Consider the following 18,264-nt stretch of genomic DNA (forward strand, 5'->3'; position numbering starts at 1 on the left):
TTAGGTTCGCTGTTGGGCAATGGGCCGTCATGCAGCCGCCTGCCGTCCGGAGCCACGCCCACTGCGTGATGCTCGCCTTTCCCTACGTCCAGGCCGAGGAACACACCGAAATCGCTGCTCATCCACCGTGCCGTTCGTTTGTCTCGGGTGGTCGCCGGTCGAGCATCGAGCGCCGGCACCCACGTTACGACGAGACCTGCCCAGCAGGCGGCCGTGTCCCTATCAGCGGTCGGTCGATGCCACCAGGCCCGGTGACACCACCCCCCGGATCATGCCTACGACTGGGGGCGTCAGTCATGCCGGACCTGGCGACCACAACTCCTAGATCAGGAGCTACGAAAAAGGTAACGGGGAGCTCCGGCGGAGCTGTAGGAGGACGCGCTACGACGCGCGCGAAGAAGCGGAGAAAACCGTTACCGGCAACAGAGTGCGGAGGACACGCGCACGAAGTCGACGTAACCTCGTGTCGTCAGGGCCGCTGTCCGGATCATGCCCAAGACCGTAACCGGGCGCCCCGGATCATGTAAACCCAACTCCACGGATTGGGATTGTGACCGGCTCCACCCCGCATGACCGCCTCCGGCGGTTCGCCGCGCCCGCCCGGCGCTACCGTGGACCGGTGCAGCCAGAATTTTCGAGCGGGTCGGGCCGACCCGGCACCGCGATGCGAGCGGGCGGGCGCCCTGGGGGCCGTTCGTGATCGAGGAATTGCTGCCCGCCGAGGTCAGCTCCGCCGAAGCCTTCGACGATCCACCGGACGTGGTCCTGTTCCCCGAAGAGGAAGCGCTGATCGCGCGCGCCCGGGACAAGCGCCGCCGGGAGTTCACGACCGGGCGGTGGTGCGCGCGCCAGGCGCTGAGCCGGCTCGGCGTGCCACCCGCTCCCCTGCTGCGCGGCGAGCGCGGAGCGCCGCAGTGGCCGGCCGGGATCCTCGGCAGCATCACGCACTGCACGGGCTACCGGGCCGCCGTCGCGGCGCGGACCGAGGAGGTGCACACCGTCGGCATCGATGCCGAGCCGCACGCCCCGCTGCCCGACGGCGTGCTGAACGTCGTGTCGCTGGAAGTGGAACGCGCCGACCTGGCCCGGCTGTCCGCGGCGCGGCCCGACACGCATTGGGACCGGATCCTGTTCAGCTGCAAGGAAACTGTCTACAAGGCGTGGTACCCGATCACCGGCCGGTGGCTCGGCTTCGAAGACGCCCGGCTCGAACTCGGTACCGGAACGTTCACCGCGCACCTGCGCAAGGAGGGCGCGGAACTGGCGGGCCGCCCGCTGACGGCGTTCACCGGCCGCTGGCTGGTCCGCGACGGCCTCGTCGTCTCCGCCATCGCCGCGACCCGCTCGAACACATGAAGGGCGCCTCCCGCGAACCTGAACTGGTCCCCGGGAGGCGCCCTGCACCGCTTGGGCCCGAGTTGGATCAGGCGCCGGCGCCGGCCTTGAGGGCCTTGGCGACCGCCACGACACGCTTGGCCTGGACGGCAGCCGCCGCGCGGGTGACGTCGTCGACCTTGTTCGCGCCCTGGGCGTCGACGTGGCTGGTGCCGTACGGGTTGCCGTCGGCGAACTTCGCGCCATCGGTGTAGCCCGGGGCGACCACGATGCCGCCGAAGTGGTGGAACGTGTTGTACAGCGCCAGCAGCGTCGACTCCTGGCCGCCGTGCGCGGTGGAGCTGGAGGTGAAGCCGCTGTAGACCTTGTCCACCAGCTGCCCCTGCGCCCACTGGCCGCCGAGGGTGTCGATGAACTGCTTGAGCTGCGAGGCGATGTTGCCGAAGCGGGTCGGCGAGCCGAACAGCACCGCGTCGGCCCACACCACGTCGTCCGCGGTGGCCTCGGGGATGGACTTGGTGGCCTCGACGTTGGCACGCCACGCCGGGTTGCTGTCGATCGCCGCGTCGGGGGCCAGCTCAGGGGCGCGCCGCACCCGCACCTCGGCGCCGGCCGCCTCGGCCTCGGCCGCCAGGGTGTTGGCGATCTCGGTGCCGGTTCCGGTGGCCGAGTAGTAGATGACGCTGACCTTCACGGGGGTGCTCACTGTCGGACTCCTGTTCAAGGGGCTGGGCGGCTGCGTCGGAACCAGTCGCTCATCTCTTCCATGGAAGACAATACCCAGGGCTCATCTTCTTCGCAAGAGATTTCCTGGCGAGCTTTTTCGGGTAGACTGGGCGGTACCGCAATCGCAGAAGGGAGCATCCCGGTGAACAGCAAGACCGGCCCGGATCCGTGCACCGATGACGACGAGATCATCACCTGGTGGGGACTGGTGATCGAGGGCTACCACGTCACGCAGGGGCACGTCGAGGCCGAGATCAGCGAGCGCTTCGGGCTCCCCCCGGCCTCCTTCGACATCCTGCTCCGCCTGGTCCGCACGCCCGATCACCGGATGCCCATGACCAAGCTCGCCCGCGAGGCGGCGCTGAGCAGCGGCGGCTTCACCAAGGTCGCCGACCGCCTCGCCAAGGCCGATCTGATCCGCCGCGAGCCGTGCGAGACCGACCGCCGGGTCACCTACGCGGTCCTCACGGACCACGGCCGCGACATCGCCGAGCGCTCCCGCGCGGCGTGTGCGGAGATCCTCCGCAAGCGCGTCCTGGCCCCGCTCGGCAAGGCCGACTCCGCGGCCCTCGCCGAGGCCATGCGCACCCTCCGCGCCGCCAACACGCCGGACTGAACCCGACCGGGATCGCCGCGCCCGATCCCACCCGAGCGTCGCTTCGAGCTCCTCGCCGAATGCGCCCGGCGCCTGAGCGGGGTGGCGGTTTCGCGCGAAACCGCCATCCCGCCCTCACGCGGAAGCCGTTTTCGCGCGAAAACGCCGCACTGCGTTCCGGGCGATCACGCCTCACACGTGCCCACGCCCCGTCCAGGAACGACGCCTGGAACAGAGCACTCCCCACTGGCACGCGGCAACAGGTTCCAAGCCCATCGGGCGCTCAGGCCGCCGCGGCTACGGCATGACGGGTAGCGGCAGCTTCTCCTCCACGCGGCCGAACCGAGCGCTTTCAAGCCCACCTGAGCCCCAGCGACGACGAGCCTCGCGGCACGAGTTCGCAGACGGCCCGGTCTCGCCTCCCACGCCAGGCAACCGCTCCCGGCTACCCATGCGGCGAAGGTCGGCGTTTCCGCATCAGACCCAAGTTCATTGTCCACAGTGGACGTGTTTCTAACCGGATTTCCCAAGAATTTCACAGAATTCACATTCTTGAATGTGAGTCACATACTTGACGGGACCTGATCGTCTGCCTTAGTTTTGACACCAAGGTCGGGACGGGACGCGGAAACCGCGTCCACCAGCCGGGGGTTCGTTCATGTCTGGCGGCGGGAGCGAACCCCCACCCGGCCGCCTCCCGCATCGGATCCGGCGTGAAGATTCCGCCACCGGCGGGAGAATTCCCCTTCGCACCGCCACTTTCACCCACCAGCGCGGCCGGAATCCGCCGCCGGCGTGGACTCACATCGAGACGACACTGCCCGGAAACCCTTTCCGGACAGGCGTTTCCACCTTCAGCTCATCAAGCCGACCTTGTCACCGCCCTTCGAGCGGCCCGCCTGGAACGGGCGGCCGAACGGGCCGTGGGTGGTTCGTGCCGCCGCAGCAGCGCGAACCACCCACGCCCCCTATTGCCCGGCCGTCACCCGGCCACGTCCGCGTACGACCTCCCGACCTTGGCGTCGGCGAGGTAGGCCGTGGCCTCCCCGGTAATGCCGTCGGAGCGGTACACGCCCCACTTGTCGGTCACGAAGTCGGCGCGCAGCGTCGCCGCCGGGAACCGCTTCTGTCCATCGAGGACCTGTTCTTCGCCGTTGTGCCAGAACTCGACCCAGCCCTCGCCCGGATCGCTGGAGACGTGCACCCCGACGACGAAGCTGTTCCAGCTGTCCCTGGGCAGCGGGATCTTCCACAGCTGCGTCGTCTTCATGTCCGGGTCGCAGTACTCCAGGTCGAGCACGTCGCCGCGGGCCCGCAGCGACAGCGGCGGCGTGGCAGCGCCCGATCCGTAGTCCTTGAGCTGCCACAACGCCACCCATTCCCCGGACTTCGTCGGCAGCGGGCCCCACATCGAACGCCACCCGATGTAGTAGGTGTCGCCCTCGGTGAACCGCAGCCGGCCGCCGTCCGGCGTCTTGTGGCCGCGCGACTCCACCCGCACCCGCTCCGAGCCCTCGGGCACTCCGGCGGTGTGCAGCCGGTACACGTCGCCGTGCTCGCCCTGCGGATCGGCCACCACGTCGACGCTGCCGGGCTTGGTCTCGATCCCCTCGAAAACCGAGGTGCCGCGGTTGGTTGCGGCCGTCCAGACGGGCGCCTGGGCCTGCTGGTCCGCCGCCACTGGCGGCGACGGTTCCGCAACCCGCAGCTCATCCGCCGCGGTGACCGCCAGCCCCAGAACTGCGGCAAGCACCGCGCCCGCGCGGAGCAGTTTCCGCACCGGGATCACTCACTTGACCCGCTCGCGGACCCACTCGCCCGCGGGCTTGAGCTGGCCGGTGCCAGGGTACGGCCCGTTCTCGCAGGTGCCCTCCTTGAACACCGCGCCGGAGCGGGAGTCGTCGGAGTAGTTCCAGTTGGTCCAGCTGATGTTCTTCGACGCCATCAGGTCGATGTACTGCTGGGCCATGTCGAAGTCGTTCCCGCCGTCGCCCGTGGCCTCCTGCGTGCCGAACTCGGTGACGAACATCGGCAGCTTGTCGGCCGCGCGCGACAGCGTGTCCAGGTACTCCTGGCCGTGCGACGCCGCGTAGAAGTGGAAGGTGTACATAATGTTGTCGGCGTTGACGGGGTTGTCGACGATCTCCTGCTCGTCGGAGTCCTCCGACACCCCCAGCGACGACCAGGCGCGGGTGCCGACCAGCACCACCGAGTCCGGATCCTGCTCACGGATCACCGGGATGAGCTCCTCGGCGTAGCTCTTGATCTGCGACCACTCGACGCCGCTGGGCTCGTTGGCGATCTCGTAGAGGACGTTGGTCTTGTCCTTGTGCCGCTTGGCCATCTCGGTGAAGAACGTCTTGGCGCGGTCGAGGTTGTAGTTCGGGTCACCGGGATCGAGCATGTGCCAGTCGATGATCGCGTACATCCCGCGCTGGCTGGCGGCCTCGACGTACTTGTCGACCAGTTCGGTGAACTTGGCCGGGTCGTCCTCGTAGCCGCCTTCCTGGATGTACATGGAGATGCGCAGGACATCGGCCTGCCAGTCGTCGGCCAGCGCGTCCAGCGAGGCGTCGTTGACGCACTGGCTGTACCACTGCAGGCCGTGGGTGCTCATGCCGCGCAGCTGAACCGGGGCTCCGCTGCTGTTGCACAGCGTCTTGCCGCAGACAGACAAAATCCCGTTGGCGACAACGGGATCCAGTTCCGGCTCTTGGGTTGTGGCCTGGGCCGCGGTACTGGTCAACAGCAGGGCCGCGGCGATCGTGACCGCGCGCGCGGAATTCTGCCACCTCATCGTTATCTCCTCGGTCGAAGAGCAGAGCCGCGGTGGCGGCTCCCGATCCTGGCGGCGGAAACAGGAAACTTAGTTTCCAGTTCGCGCCACGATAGCGATACCGGCAAAACACCGTCAATACCCCGGAACAGGGACTTGCCGCGCATGCGAAAAGGGCACCCCTGGTCGGCTCGGCCGATCGGGGGTGCCTTTTGTTCAGGCTTGTGAACGCGGATCAGATGAGGGCGTCGACGCCGGTGAGGGCGCGCCCGATGATCAGCTTCTGGACCTGGCTGGTGCCCTCGTAGAGGGTCAGCACGCGCGCGTCGCGGACGTACTTGCCCACCGGGTACTCGTCGATGAAGCCGTACCCGCCGAAGACCTGCAACGCGTTGTTGGACACCCGCACGGCCGTTTCGCTGGCATGCAGCTTCGCCATCGACGACGCGGTGGCCAGCTCCTGGCGGGACACCCCGCGTTCGGCCAGCGACGCCGCTCGCAGCGTCAGCAACCGGGCGGCCTCGACCTCGACGGCGGAATCGGCGAGCAGTTCCTGCACCAGCTGTCGCGCCGCGATGGGCTTGCCGAACTGCACGCGCTCCCCCGCGTACCGGGTCGCGACGGACAGCGCGGCCTGCGCCACGCCGACCGCGCCGGCCGCGACCGAGATCCGGCCCTTCGTCAGCGCGCCCAGCGCGATGCCCAGGCCCTTGCCGACCTCGCCGAGCCGCGCCGAATCCGGCACCCGCACCTCGTCGAGCACCAGCTCCGCGGTGGCCTGCCCGCGCAGGCCGAGCTTGCCGTGCACGGTGTTCGCGGTGAAGCCGGGCGAGTCGGTGGGCACCAGGAACGCGGTGATGCCGCGGCCGCCGTCGTCGCTGGTGCGGGCGAACAGCAGCGCTACCTTGGCCCAGGTCCCGTTGGTGATGAACATCTTCTGACCGGTGATCACCCAGTCTTCGCCGTCGCGGCGGGCGCGGGTGGTCAGCGAGCCGGGGTCGGAACCGGCGTCCGGCTCGGTCAGCGCGAAGCAGCCCAGGCCCTCGCCGCTGGTCAGCATCGGCAGCCAGCGCCGCTTCTGCTCCTCGGTGCCGTAGGCGGCGATGGACTTGCTCACCAGCCCCAGCGATACCGAGACGATGCCGCGCACCGAGGAATCACCGCGGCCGAGCTCCTCGATGACCAGCGCGTAGCTGACCATGTCGGCCTCGACTCCCCCGTACTCCTCCGGCAGCGTGAGCCCGAGGAACCCGAGTTCGCCGAGCTTGCGCACGATGCCGAGGTCGACCTCCTCGCGGCGGTCCCAGTCGCGCACGTGCGGCACGATCTCGGCGTCGACGAACTGGGCCGCCATCTCCCGGAAGGCGACCTGGGTGTCGGTGAGTTCAAAGTCCACAGTGGTCCCCTTGCATCTCGCGCTTCATGTTGTTCGGCCACGCGCCCGTCCACCGCGCCGAGGCGAACGGACCGTTCGTCCCGATCTACGAGACGAACAGGCCGTTCGCGTCAGTTGCTCGCGGGGGCCGCCGGTCGGGCGAGCAGGCCTTGCGGCGTGGTGCCGGTTTCGGTGAGGTCGAGGCCGAGTTCGGCTCGTTCGACCAGCCAGCGGCTGGGCCGGTAGCGCGGGTCGCCGGTGGCCGATTGCAGGGCGCGCAGCACCGCTAGCACGCGGCGCGGGCCGACGTGCTGGCCCCATTCCAGGGGGCCGCGCGGGTAGCCGAGCGCGAGGCGCACCGCCGTGTCGATGTCGGCGGGCGTGGCGAGGCGTTGTTCGGCGATGAAGCAGCTGGTGTTCACGATCGACGCGAGCAGCCGCTGCGCGATCATGCCCGCGCCGTCGCGGACGACGGTCACCGACCGGCCGGTCGCGGCCAGCGCCGCCCAGGCCGAGCGCGCAAGCCCCGGCTCGCTCGCCGGGTGCACGGTCAGCGTGAACCGCTTCTCGGTGCTGAGCGGATCGACGCCGCACACCCGCGTCGGAGGCAGACCGGCCGAAAGCGCGGCGGTCGCGGCGCTGTGGCCGTACGGAGCGAGGAGGATGGCGGCCGCTTCAGAGGGCTCGTCGCCGCGCTCCACCGGCACGCCCGCCTCGCCCAGCACGTCGAGCAGCTCCGCGTTGTCCGACCAGATCGGGCGCGTCTCCGCCTGCGGCGCCTGCGGCTCGGGCGGCTCCTGCTTCGCGCCGTCGACGTAGGCGTAGAAGCCCTCGCCGACCTTCCGGCCGAGCAGCCCCGCTTCCAGCCGAGAGCGGGTGATCGGCGATGGCCGCAGCCGCGGATCGCCGTAGTAGCCAGTCCAGATGCTCTCCGTCGCCGGATGCGTGACGTCCAGCGCGGTGAGGTCCATCAGCTCGAACGGGCCCATCCGCAGGCCCAGCACGTCGCGGCCGATCCGGTCGACGTCGGCAGGCGCGGCCAGGCCCTCGCCCAGGATCTGCAGCGCCTCGGTGATCAGCCCGCGGCCGGCGTGGTTGACCAGGAAGCCCGGCGTGTCGGTGGCCCGCACCGGCTCGTGGCCCAGCCGCCGCACCAGGTCGACGAGCGCGCCCGGGATCCACTCGGCGGTCCGGGCGCCGGGGATCACCTCGACCAGGCGCATCAGCGGGACGGGGTTGAAGAAGTGCAGGCCGGCCAGCCGGCCGGGGTCGGCGAGCGCGGTGGCGATCGAGGTCACCGACAGCGAGCTGGTGTTGGTGGCGAACACGGTATGCGCCGGGCAGATCTTCTCCAGCTCGGCGAACAGCTCGCGCTTGGTCGGCAGGTCCTCGCGGACCGCCTCGATCACCAGGTCGCAGCCGGTAGGCGCCAGCGGGCCGTCGACCGGCCGCAGCCGGGCCCGCGCCGCGGCGGCGTCGGCACCGGTCATCCGGCCCTTGCCGGCGAGCTTGTCGAACATCTGCCCGATCTGGTCGACCGCGGCGGACACGGCCTCGGGGCGGGCGTCGGCGAGCTCCACGGTCAGCCCGGCGGCCGCGGCCAGCTGCGCGATGCCCCGCCCCATCACGCCGGTGCCGATCACCCGCACGGTGTTGACCCGCTGCGCCCACTGCATGGCCGACCTCCCAAGGTTTCCTCCGACGCACCATCGCACGGCTTGCCAATACCGTCCAATACTGAATTGACCTCTCAGTAAGACGTGATCGAACATAATCGCCGAGCGTTTCGGCACACCGGGGCGCTGTGCTACGAACGAAACGGCGGCGGACACGGCCGCCACCGGGACTCGAAGGAGCAAGCGATGCGCGAAGCGGTGATCTGCGAACCGCTGCGGACCCCGATCGGCCGGTTCGGCGGGGTGTTCAAGACCGTGCCGGCCGTCGAACTGGCGGCGACGGTGATCGAGGCGCTGCTGGCGCGCACCGGGCTGCCCGGCGAGGCGGTCGACGAGGTGATCCTCGGCCAGTGCTACCCGAACTCCGACGCCCCGGCGATCGGGCGCGTCGCCGCGCTGGACGCGGGCCTGCCCGTCGAGGTCGGCGGCACCCAGGTGGACCGCCGCTGCGGCTCCGGCCTGCAGGCCGTGCTGGACGCCGCGATGCAGGTGCAGACCGGCGTCAGCGACGTGGTGCTGGCCGGCGGCGCGGAGAGCATGAGCAGCGCGCCGTTCTACACCACCGAGGCCCGGTGGGGAATCCGCGGCAGCGGGCTGGAGCTGCACGACGCGCTGGCTCGCGGCCGGGTGACCGCGGGCGGCAAGAACTTCCCGGTGCCGGGCGGCATGCTCGAAACGGCCGAGAACCTGCGCCGCGAATACGGAATCTCGCGCACCGAGCAGGACGAGCTGTCGGTCCGCTCGCAGCAGCGCGCCGGTGCCGCGCAGCAGGCCGGGCGCTTCGCCGACGAGATCGTGCCGGTGACGGTGCGCTCCCGCAAGGGCGACACCGTGGTCGACGTCGACGAGCACCCGCGCCCGGAGACCACAATGGACAGCCTGTCGGCGCTGAAGCCGGTGCTGGGCAAGGCCGATCCGGAGGCGACGGTCACCGCGGGCAACGCCAGCGGGCAGAACGACGCGGCCGCGGTGTGCGTGGTGACGACGCCGGAGCGCGCGGCCGAGCTCGGGCTGCGGCCGCTGGTGCGGCTGGTGTCCTGGGCTCGGGCCGGGGTGCCGCCGCGGACGATGGGCAGCGGACCGGTGCCGGCGACCGCGAAGGCCTTGCAGCGCGCCGGAATCGGCTTGGCCGACATCGACCTGATCGAGCTCAACGAGGCGTTCGCCGCGCAGGTGCTGGCCTGCACCCGCGAGTGGGAGTTCAAGCCCGCCGACTTCGAGCGGCTCAACGTCAACGGCTCGGGGATCTCGCTGGGCCACCCGCTGGGCGCCACCGGCGGCCGCATCCTCGCGACGCTCTCGCGCGAGATGCACCGCCGCGAGGCCCGCTACGGCCTGGAAACGATGTGCATCGGTGGCGGCCAGGGCCTCGCCGCCGTCTTCGAACGCATCTGATCAAAGGCGACGGGCACCCGTGACGCACGGGTGCCCGCGGAGGCTGTCTGGATGTGCCGAGTATGCGCTGTGGAAGCGCAGGTCTTTGTCTTTGAAGCGCCGAAGGCGCTTAGCCCACCTTCGCAACCGGCACCGCCGCGGGTTCACGGTGCCCACCCCTCCGGGGTTCTCCCAGCGAGGACAGCCCCGACGTGGTGAATTGGCATTCATGATGTCGGGGATCCCACAGCGAGAAGGCCGCAGTAACTCCCGCAGTGGGGCCGCCACCCGCACCGTCATGCAAAACGAGCCTGGAAACAGGCTTTAGCTGTGGTGCACCGACGCCACGTCGTAGAGGAACGGCTCCGCGTCGGCGATCTCACGCGCCGCCGACATGTGCTCCTGGCACGCCGGGTCGGCCAGCATCTCCTGGAACGCCTGCACGCTCTCCCACTGCGCGTAGTTCGCCACGCGCGTGCCGTCGACGCTCGCGACCGGCCGCGCCCGGCCGGTCGCGCTCACCGCTGAAGGCCGAAAGCGCTTGCGCGCGGCCGAAAGCGTGGTCACCGAGACCGAGACGCGGATGCTCGCCGGGCTCTCGGCCGGCGAGCAGGATCGCTGTCGGCCCTGCTCGCCAGGTGTGCGGACAACCTCGGCGGCTGATGCGGCTACTGCACGATCGGCACGGCCGCGCCGGTGACGGTCACCCGCGGGTCCTCGGGGTCGACGTCGACGATGAGCTCGCTGCGCCGCCCCATGTCCTGCCCCTGCACGATGGTGATCCGCTTCGGCTCGGACACCTTTCCCAGGGCCCGGAGGTAGCCGCCGAAAGCGGCCGCCGCCGCACCGGTCGCCGCGTCCTCGACCACGCCGCCGATCGCGAACGGGTCGCGGGCGTGCACGACTCCCGCCTCGTCCTGCCAGAACAGGTGCACCGTGGTCCAGTCGTACTCGCGCATCAGGTCGGCGAGCGCGTCGAAGTCGTAGTCGAGATCCGCCAGGCGCTCGCGCGACCGCGCGGCCAGCACGAGGTGGTTGTTCCCGCCGAACGCGACGTGCGACGGCCAGGCCGGGTCGAGGTCGTCGGCCGACCAGCGCAGGGCCGCCAGGGCGCGGCCGAGCTCGTCGGCGGTCGCCGGCCGCGAGCGGGCGGGCACGCTGGTGAGGCTGGCGACGACCGAATCCCGCTTGCTGGTGCTCACCTCGATGGTGCCCGCGGGCGTTTCGAAGGTGATGTCGCCGGTCCCATCGCGCTCGGCCAGCGCGACGGCGGTCGCGACCGTGGCGTGACCGCAGAAGGCGACCTCGGCCAGCGGGCTGAAGAAGCGGAGCCGGTAGTGGCGCTCGGCGGCCTCGATCGGGGCGAGGAAAGCGGTTTCGGAGTAACCGACGTCGGCGGCGATCCGCTGCATGGCGCTGTCGTCGAGCTCGCGGGCGTCGAGCACGACACCGGCCGGGTTGCCGCCACTGGGGTCGGTGGTGAATGCGGAGTAACGCTGCACATCGGTCATGCCGAGAACTCTGCCACCGAGGCCCCATCGCGTCCAACGATGAATCTCGATGGTTCCTATTTCAAAATTCGATACACTTCCACCGTGGACACCCGCCTCCTGCAGACTTTCATGGTCTTGGCCCGCACCGGAAGCTTCACCGCCGCCGCAGCAGAGCTGCACGTCGTCCAATCCACCGTCACCAGCCACATCAAAGCGCTGGAAGGCGAACTTGACGTGCGGCTGTTCGACCGCCTCCCGCAAGGGGCGCGCCTGACCGACGCGGGTCGGCGCGTCGCGGCGCACGCCCGCGATCTGCTGGACGTCGAGCGGCGGCTGCACGACTCGGCGGGCAGCCGCGGCACCATCGCCGGCGAGGTCGTCATCGGGGCCACCGAATCGCTGTGCGCGTACCTGCTCCCGCAGGTGATCTCGGCATTGGCCACCACGCACCCCGACATCCAGGTGCACCTGAAGCCGCTGGGCACCGCGAACGCGTTGCAGGGCCTGGGGCGCCCGGAAGGCGGCCTGGACATCGCGCTGCTGCTCGACGACGTCGTCGCCACCGAGTACGCGGCGCGGACGATCGGCGGGCAGGCCATCGAGCTCGTCGCCGCCCCGGGGCACCCGGCCGCCGGTGGGCACCACGACTGGCAGGATCTCGCGGCGCACCAGTACTTCCTGCTGGAGGAAGGCTGTTCCTACACGGACCGTTTCCTGCGCGATCTCACGGCGGCGTCGGCGACGCGGCCGCGGATCACCCGCTTCGGCAGCATCGAAGCGGCCCGCTCCTGCGTGGCCGCCGGACTCGGCCTGTCCGTGCTGCCCCGCCTCGCCGTCGTCGACCAGCTCGCGAACGGATCGCTGTGCCGCGTGAACGGCCCGGAGCTGGCCGAAACCCCGCTGCACCTGGTGACGAACCAGCGCAGGTGGGCCTCCCCCGCCGTCACGACCACCGCCGAAGCCATCGCGCAGGCCGGGCGGCAATCCCGTTGACCGGCAACGGGATCCGCTAGGCCGTCCCGGCAGCAGCCTCCATCTCGGCCAGGGCGAGCTCGAAGATGCGTTGCTGCTCCTCCGTCACCGGCACGTCCCCCTCGCCTGCCTCCTCGGCCGCCTCGATCCACTCGCGGATGATCACCTCGATGATGTCCGGCACCCCGGTGCCCAACAGCATCTCGATCAACGGCCAGGCGTGCATCTCCTGGGGAAACCGCGCCGCGCAGAAGTGGGTTCTGGCTTCCTGCCACGTCTTCCGCGCCGCCTCCGGGCCGTCGGCGTGGGCCGCGTCGTGCAACAGGCGGCACCAACCGACGCCGATGAGGTCGGAGCAGCCGCTGAAATCGGAGCCCCAGGGGGAGGTTTCCGCGACCTCGCGGAACAACGCGACCGCCGCGGCGCGATCACCGGCGGCGTAGAGGTCGTTGGCCGGGCCCAGCTTCGCTTCCAGCCGCCCGCGCGGCGTCGCCCCGTGCTTGGCGACGTAGGCTTCCATCTCCTCGATGTATTCGCGCATGCCGTCCGCGGACGCCCGCAGGTGGTCGGAGTACCACCACAGCTCGGCGGTCTCGTCCTGGTCGACGCCGCCGGCTTCGGCTGCCTGCAACAGCTCGACGGCCCGGTCGTTGTCCTCGTCCATCTCGTCCGGGTCCACGCAGTCTTCCAGCTCGTCCAGGTGCCCGTACGCCCCGGCGAGCGCCAGGACGCCTCGAACGTCCTCGGGCACGTCCCCGGCCGCCAGCCGCTCCTCCACGGCCGACGCGACATGCCCCCAGCCCGCTTCCTCGGCCAGCCCGCCGGAAGCGGTGAAGAACGCGGCGATCTCCGGCGGCAGCTTCCCGGAGCCGATCAGGGCGGTGACGCTGGCGGGAACCGACGGCAGGTCCATGCTTCTCCTCCTTCGAAGTCGATCAGCCATCGTGCCAGGTCCACCGCCCCGGAGACCGGCGAAAGCGGGAAATCGATCAGCTCGCAGCTGGGCTGCCTGGCGAAAGGGGAACGATGCTCGGTCCGAGCACATGGGGTTGCGCAGGTGCAGCGGTGCTCCGCTGATCAGCGCAGGGCGGCGAGTCCACCGGACTTCCTGGTCGCCACCATGACCGATCCCGCAATCCTGGCACTACTGCGCTGCAACGCCTGAATCAGACCTATTTGGACAGATCTGGTTCCCCTCCGCCAAGCAGAAGTGGGCCCCGCTGCGCGCGGCAGCGGGGCCCACTCTCCGAGCTGTGGTCAGCGGAGGCCGAGCGCCCGGCCGATAGTGCGGAAGATGTCGGTCTGGTCGGTCAGGCCGACGATGTTCGCCGCGCCCGGGCCCATGCCCGCGACGCGGACCTGGGTGCCGGTGTGCTCCTGGGACTCGCCCGGGGTGTTCGTGGCGTAGTTCATCGTCATCGGCACGCCCTCGTTGGTGATCAGCGTGGCGGTCTGGCCGGGGCTCTTGGCGTCGTTGGGGATGATCTGGCTGGTGTGGCCGTGGTCGGCGCTGATCAGCACGAGCGTTTCGGGGTGGCTCTTGGCGTAGTCCGTGGCCACCTTGACCGCCGCGTCGAGCCCGACGGTCTCACCGATCTGGCCGCACGGGTTGGCGGCGTGGTCCTGCTTGTCGATGCTCGCGCCCTCGACCTGCAGGAAGAACCCCTTGCCCCGGCCCTGCGGCTGGTCGAGCAGCTCGATGGCCTTGCCGGTCATCTCGGCGAGCTTCGGCGCGGCGGCCGGCAGCTTCGGGTTCGCCTCGCAGCGGGTCGGGTCGGTGCCGCCGACCTTGGCACCGGGGCCGGTCCACTGCACCTCCATGTTGCCACCCGCGAACAGCCCCAGCAGCGGCCGGTCCGCGCGGGCGGCCTGCAGCCCGGCGCGGTCGGTGACGAGGTCGTAACCGGCCTGCTTGGCCTGGTCCAGCACCGTCCGGCCCTTGAACTCGCCTGCCTGCACGGTCTGGTCGAAGTACTTCTTGCCGCCGCCGAGCAGCACGTCGGGCGCCGTCTGCACGAGCTGTTCGGCGATCGAACCGGCGCCGCCGTTCTCCTTGGCGTTGGCGGGGCACTTCTGCATCGACTGCGGGCCCTTGCAGTCCCGGTCGACCACGTGCGAGCCGAGCACGGCCGGGGTGGCGTCCTGCAGCTCGGCGGTGGTCACGTTGCCGGTGCGCAGTCCGGCGCGCTTGGCGTTCTCCAGCAGCGTGGGCAGCGGGTTGCCGTGCGCGTCGACCGAGATCGCGCCGTTGTAGGTCTTCGACCCAGTCGCCCAGGCCGACCCGGTGGCCGCGGAATCCGGCACGTAGTTCGGCGTCCCCGGGTCGCCCTTCTGCACCGAGTAGGTGGTGTACGAGCCGGTCAGCGGCAGCTCGTCCAGGGCCAGTCGGCCCGCGGCGCCGTGCTCGTAGTTCCGGGCGGCGGTGATCTCCGAGTCACCCATGCCGTCGCCGATGAACAGGATCACGTTGCGCGCGGGGCCGTCCTTGACGGCCTGCCGGACGGCCGGGGTGCGGTCGCCTGCGAAGAACTGCGGGCCTTGGGCGAACGCGAACGGAGCCGCGACGAGCACCGCGGCGCTCAGCGCGCCGGCGCCGAGCAGGCGTCCGCGGGTCAACAACCGGGTCATCGGACTTCTCCCAGTGCGAGATCGGGAAGGTGGACCGGCCTATTCACACCCGGCCGCATTTGCGCGAGGCGACGGCAGCCCAACGCCGCGGGGACGATGAGATGAACAGCTGGACAGGGGCTGTCACCTCCCCCGCGTTCGGCCGCAAATGCCCGTTTGACGTGGGAAATCGCCGGACGCGCGCGGGATCACCACTGTCGCAACAGGACAGTCGGCGGCCGCGGCGGCGCCTCGTGGTTGCGCCATCCGGTAGCGTTGATCCCGCAGAGATGGACCACCGACGTTGGGGTGAGTGCGATGTTTTGGACGATCATCGGGTGGATCGTGTTCGGGCTCATCGCGGGCTTCATCGCCCGCGCCGTGGTGCCGGGCAAGGACGACATCGGCCTGCTGATGACGATCGTGATCGGCGTCGCCGGATCGGTCGTCGGCGGCTTCCTGTTCGGCCTGCTCACCGTCGGTTTCCGCGGCTTCCAGCCCGCCGGGTGGATCGGCTCGATCATCGGCGCCGTCATCGTCCTGGTCGTCTACAACAAGGTCACCGGGCGCAAGCGCCTCAACCGCTGACCCGGTCTCAGTCGTCGTAGGGGTCGTCGTTGCCCGCGGAGCCGTACTCGCTGGCCTGGCTGGGATCGACCAGCGCGAAGCGCGCGCCGGTCGGATCCCGCAGCACGGCAACGCGGCCGAGGCTCGAATCGTAGGGATCGACCCGGATCCGCCCGTCCAGCGCGACCGCCCGGTGCACCACCTCGTCGGTTCCGACGGCTTCGTCGACGCCGAGGTACAGCAGCCAGTGCGGCCGGGCTTCGGCGCTCATGTGCTCGCGGATCATGCTGACGCGGGCGAGCATCGACTCGTCGTCGAGGTACCAGACCGCATACCCGGTGCGGTGTTCCGTGCCGAACTGCTCCGCGGTGTAGCCGAACAGCTCGCCGTAGAAGTGGTCCGCGGTCTGGGCCTTGATGGTCACCAGCTCCGCCCACACCAGGGTGCCCGGCAGGCCGACGTCGAACTGCCAGGACTCGTCGGGCTCCAGCAGCCCGAACTCGTCGTCCGCGGGGCTGGAGAGCACCAGCTTCACGCCCAGCTCCGGCACCCGGCTGCGCGGCACGATGATCTGCGCGCCCAGCCGCCCGGCAGCGGCGGCGGTGGCCGAGCTGTTCTCGGTGGCGAGGAACAACCGCCACTGCGAGCGGCCGTCGGCGGATTCGCGGATGCTGGCCACCGGGAAGCCCTCCTGCAGGGCGATCACGTGCAGCCCGGCCCGCGGATCGCGGTGCGTCTCGTACTCCCAGCCGAACAGCCCGGAGTAGAACTCGCAGGCCTTGTCGACGTTGGTGGTGATCAGCTCGATCCAGCACGGCGTCCCGGCGCGGAGTTCTTCGCCCGGCGCGTCCGATCGGGTTCCCACGGCAGGCCCACCCCCAGTGGTCGGCACATGATCATCAAACACCCATTATCGCGCCGGTTCGCGCGGCGACGGGTCGGCTGAGATCACGATCCGGCCAAGCAGCCGGAAATTTCGGGCATCTGGGGCCGAAACGCGTTGCCCCCGAACGACTCCCGCGGGGCCCGCGGTGCGCGGGCCCCGCGAGCGGCGTTACGGGGCGACCGCGATGCGATCCGCCGGCGGCGGCGCCAGCCCGGCGTGCGCGCCCAGGTAGCCGACGAGCGCGTCGAGGTCCACCGGCCCACCGGCGATTTCCGTGCCCGCGGCGAACTCGGTGAACCCGTCACCGCCGGAGGCGAGGAAGTTGTTCACCGACACCCGGTAGGGCGCGTTCGGGTCGACCGGCCGGCCCGCGATGGTGATGTCGGAGACCTTCGAACCGACGGGTGCGGACGCGGAGTAGGTGTAGCGCAGCGTCGAGGAGACCTGCAGGATCCGCGTCGCGTTCGGCTGCCACTGCTGTTCGAGGACGTTCTTCAGCTGCGCCCCGGTCAGCGTCATCGTCTGCATGACGTTGCCGAAGGGCTGCACCGCGTAGGCCTCGCCGTAGGTGACCACCCCGTCGCCCTCGTCCTCCGGCGAGGAGGCGTGCACCAGGTCCGTCCGGATACCGCCCGGGTTGGTGATCGCCACCTGCGCGCCGTTGCCGGCGGTGGCCTCCAACTGCGCGTCGGCGAGCACGTCGCCGAGCGCGGACTCGCCGGAAGGCACGGGCTCCCGCAGCAGATCCGCGGTGATCGTGCCGACCTGGCGGTTCGCGATGGGCCTGGCCTTCCCGGCCGCCTCGTCGATCAGCTTCTGCGCGGCGGGGTCCGGCGGCACGTCGCGGGTGACGATCTCGTTGTGCGCCTTCGTCGCCGGTCGCACGACGTCCTTGGTCCACCGGTCGATGGTCAGGTCCGCCACCGACAGCAGCCGGCCGTACGAGCCGCCCTGCAGCACGGTGCGCGGGTTGCCAGCCGGGTCGTCGATCACGCAGTTGTACTGCTGGTGGCTGTGCCCGGTGAAGACCAGGTCGACCTTCGGCGAGGCGTTGGTGGCGATCTCCGTCGCCGGCCCCGGCGTCACCCGGCAGTCGTCCGGGCCGCCGCCCTCGGTGTTGTCGCCCTGGTGCAGCAGCACCACCTGGGCCTTCACCCCGGCGCTTTCCAGCAGGTCCGCCGTGCGGTTGATGGCCTCGACCTCGTCGCCGAACTCCAGGCCCTTGATGGCCTCGGGCGTGACCATCGCCGGCAGGTCCTCCAGCGTCACGCCGATGATGCCGATCCGCACCCCGCCGACGCTTTCGACGCTGAACGGCGCCAGCGCGGGCCGGCCGTCGTCGAAGGCGACGTTCGCGCCGAGATACGGGAAGTCCGCCCCGTCAAAGGAATCGCGGAACCGGCACCCGTCGGCCGGGTGGCAGCCGCCGGACTGGATGCGCTGGAGCTCGGTGTAGCCCTCGTCGAACTCGTGGTTGCCGACGACCGCCGCGGCGACCCCGATCTCGTTGAGGAACTCGACGGTCGGCTCGTCGTGGAACAGCGCCGAGTTCACCGGCGACGCGCCGATGTTGTCGCCCGCCGAGAGCACCAGCGAGTCGCTCTTCTCGGCGCGCAGCCGGGCGACGTGGGTGGCCAGGAACGCGGCGCCACCGGCGTCGACCGTGCCGCCGTCGGGCAACGTCACCTTCCCGGACGAACCGGCCGGCGGCTCCAGGTTGCCGTGCAGGTCGTTGAACGCGATCAGCCGGACCTCGGTGGTGGGCCCCGGCTGGGCGCTCGCCGACACCGGCAACGCCGCAGCGACCAGCGCCGCCGTCCCGATCGCCGCGATGCGGCGGCCAACCCGATATCGTTTCACTGGACTTTCCTCCGGTTTCCTG

Annotated in this window: 16 protein-coding genes; 5 read left to right on the forward strand and 11 right to left on the reverse strand. The window is 70.4% G+C overall.

The annotated features are described in order from the left end of the window. Positions 1 to 696 precede the first annotated feature (696 nt). Positions 697 to 1,356 (forward strand): 4'-phosphopantetheinyl transferase family protein, encoded by a 660-nt coding sequence (locus tag BLW84_RS10615; RefSeq protein ID WP_093264383.1) that lies wholly within the window; start codon positions 697 to 699, stop codon positions 1,354 to 1,356. Positions 1,357 to 1,423: 67 nt separating this feature from the next. Here BLW84_RS10615 and wrbA read toward each other — a convergent pair whose 3' ends face one another. Beyond that, positions 1,424 to 2,041 carry an NAD(P)H:quinone oxidoreductase gene (gene wrbA / locus BLW84_RS10620; RefSeq protein ID WP_093264386.1) on the reverse strand — a complete coding sequence of 206 codons (618 nt, stop codon included), beginning with the start codon at positions 2,039 to 2,041 and terminating at the stop codon, positions 1,424 to 1,426. A 162-nt stretch (positions 2,042 to 2,203) separates the two neighbouring features. Here wrbA and BLW84_RS10625 point away from each other — a divergent pair, with 162 nt between their 5' ends. Beyond that, a complete protein-coding gene (locus BLW84_RS10625; protein WP_093264388.1) occupies positions 2,204 to 2,677 on the forward strand; it encodes a MarR family winged helix-turn-helix transcriptional regulator in 474 nt (157 codons plus the stop codon). Between the two features lie 961 nt (positions 2,678 to 3,638). Here the strand turns inward: BLW84_RS10625 and BLW84_RS10630 are convergent. From BLW84_RS10630 to BLW84_RS10645, 4 genes are all read right to left on the reverse strand, one after another. Continuing rightward, complete coding sequence (locus BLW84_RS10630) at positions 3,639 to 4,436, reverse strand: heparin lyase I family protein (protein WP_177226398.1); 798 nt, start codon at positions 4,434 to 4,436, stop codon at positions 3,639 to 3,641. 9 nt (positions 4,437 to 4,445) lie between these two features. Next, entirely contained in the window at positions 4,446 to 5,453 is a 1,008-nt protein-coding gene (locus BLW84_RS10635; protein WP_093264395.1) for a glycoside hydrolase family 5 protein, read from the reverse strand. 214 nt (positions 5,454 to 5,667) lie between these two features. Continuing rightward, positions 5,668 to 6,828 carry an acyl-CoA dehydrogenase family protein gene (locus BLW84_RS10640; RefSeq protein ID WP_093264399.1) on the reverse strand — a complete coding sequence of 387 codons (1,161 nt, stop codon included), beginning with the start codon at positions 6,826 to 6,828 and terminating at the stop codon, positions 5,668 to 5,670. A 110-nt stretch (positions 6,829 to 6,938) separates the two neighbouring features. Beyond that, positions 6,939 to 8,483, reverse strand: coding sequence for a 3-hydroxyacyl-CoA dehydrogenase (locus BLW84_RS10645; RefSeq protein WP_093264401.1), 1,545 nt, complete (start codon positions 8,481 to 8,483; stop codon positions 6,939 to 6,941). Between the two features lie 186 nt (positions 8,484 to 8,669). On the opposite strand from BLW84_RS10645, the gene BLW84_RS10650 reads away from it, so the two are divergent. Next, positions 8,670 to 9,878 (forward strand): acetyl-CoA C-acetyltransferase, encoded by a 1,209-nt coding sequence (locus tag BLW84_RS10650; RefSeq protein WP_093264404.1) that lies wholly within the window; start codon positions 8,670 to 8,672, stop codon positions 9,876 to 9,878. A 303-nt stretch (positions 9,879 to 10,181) separates the two neighbouring features. Here BLW84_RS10650 and BLW84_RS10655 read toward each other — a convergent pair whose 3' ends face one another. After that, positions 10,182 to 10,379 carry a hypothetical protein gene (locus tag BLW84_RS10655; RefSeq protein ID WP_177226399.1) on the reverse strand — a complete coding sequence of 66 codons (198 nt, stop codon included), beginning with the start codon at positions 10,377 to 10,379 and terminating at the stop codon, positions 10,182 to 10,184. A 146-nt stretch (positions 10,380 to 10,525) separates the two neighbouring features. Next, complete coding sequence (locus BLW84_RS10660) at positions 10,526 to 11,368, reverse strand: PhzF family phenazine biosynthesis isomerase (protein WP_093264407.1); 843 nt, start codon at positions 11,366 to 11,368, stop codon at positions 10,526 to 10,528. Between the two features lie 84 nt (positions 11,369 to 11,452). On the opposite strand from BLW84_RS10660, the gene BLW84_RS10665 reads away from it, so the two are divergent. Continuing rightward, positions 11,453 to 12,343: a LysR family transcriptional regulator gene (locus BLW84_RS10665; protein WP_093264410.1), complete on the forward strand. Its 891-nt coding sequence runs from the start codon at positions 11,453 to 11,455 to the stop codon at positions 12,341 to 12,343. Positions 12,344 to 12,359: 16 nt separating this feature from the next. Here BLW84_RS10665 and BLW84_RS10670 read toward each other — a convergent pair whose 3' ends face one another. Both BLW84_RS10670 and phoA read right to left on the reverse strand, forming a co-directional pair. Further along, complete coding sequence (locus BLW84_RS10670) at positions 12,360 to 13,235, reverse strand: hypothetical protein (protein ID WP_093264413.1); 876 nt, start codon at positions 13,233 to 13,235, stop codon at positions 12,360 to 12,362. Between the two features lie 344 nt (positions 13,236 to 13,579). Continuing rightward, positions 13,580 to 14,950, reverse strand: coding sequence for an alkaline phosphatase (gene phoA, locus BLW84_RS10675; protein ID WP_093264415.1), 1,371 nt, complete (start codon positions 14,948 to 14,950; stop codon positions 13,580 to 13,582). 297 nt (positions 14,951 to 15,247) lie between these two features. Between phoA and BLW84_RS10680 the strand changes: the two genes are divergently transcribed. Further along, entirely contained in the window at positions 15,248 to 15,517 is a 270-nt protein-coding gene (locus BLW84_RS10680) for a GlsB/YeaQ/YmgE family stress response membrane protein (protein ID WP_093264418.1), read from the forward strand. Positions 15,518 to 15,524: 7 nt separating this feature from the next. Here BLW84_RS10680 and BLW84_RS10685 read toward each other — a convergent pair whose 3' ends face one another. Both BLW84_RS10685 and BLW84_RS10690 read right to left on the reverse strand, forming a co-directional pair. Further along, a complete protein-coding gene (locus BLW84_RS10685; RefSeq protein WP_093264420.1) occupies positions 15,525 to 16,361 on the reverse strand; it encodes a VOC family protein in 837 nt (278 codons plus the stop codon). Positions 16,362 to 16,550: 189 nt separating this feature from the next. Then, positions 16,551 to 18,215, reverse strand: coding sequence for a bifunctional metallophosphatase/5'-nucleotidase (locus tag BLW84_RS10690; protein WP_245761084.1), 1,665 nt, complete (start codon positions 18,213 to 18,215; stop codon positions 16,551 to 16,553). Positions 18,216 to 18,264: the final 49 nt, after the last annotated feature.

This window comes from Saccharopolyspora shandongensis (assembly GCF_900106995.1).
Lineage (GTDB): Bacteria > Actinomycetota > Actinomycetes > Mycobacteriales > Pseudonocardiaceae > Saccharopolyspora > Saccharopolyspora shandongensis.

Coding starts and splice junctions, on each gene's coding strand:
- BLW84_RS10635 (WP_093264395.1), bottom strand. CDS start 5,453: ATGAGGTGGCAGAATTCCGCGCGCGCGGTCACGATCGCCGCGGCCCTG.
- BLW84_RS10645 (WP_093264401.1), bottom strand. CDS start 8,483: ATGCAGTGGGCGCAGCGGGTCAACACCGTGCGGGTGATCGGCACCGGC.
- BLW84_RS10650 (WP_093264404.1), top strand. CDS start 8,670: ATGCGCGAAGCGGTGATCTGCGAACCGCTGCGGACCCCGATCGGCCGG.
- BLW84_RS10660 (WP_093264407.1), bottom strand. CDS start 11,368: ATGACCGATGTGCAGCGTTACTCCGCATTCACCACCGACCCCAGTGGC.
- BLW84_RS10670 (WP_093264413.1), bottom strand. CDS start 13,235: ATGGACCTGCCGTCGGTTCCCGCCAGCGTCACCGCCCTGATCGGCTCC.
- phoA (WP_093264415.1), bottom strand. CDS start 14,950: ATGACCCGGTTGTTGACCCGCGGACGCCTGCTCGGCGCCGGCGCGCTG.
- BLW84_RS10680 (WP_093264418.1), top strand. CDS start 15,248: ATGTTTTGGACGATCATCGGGTGGATCGTGTTCGGGCTCATCGCGGGC.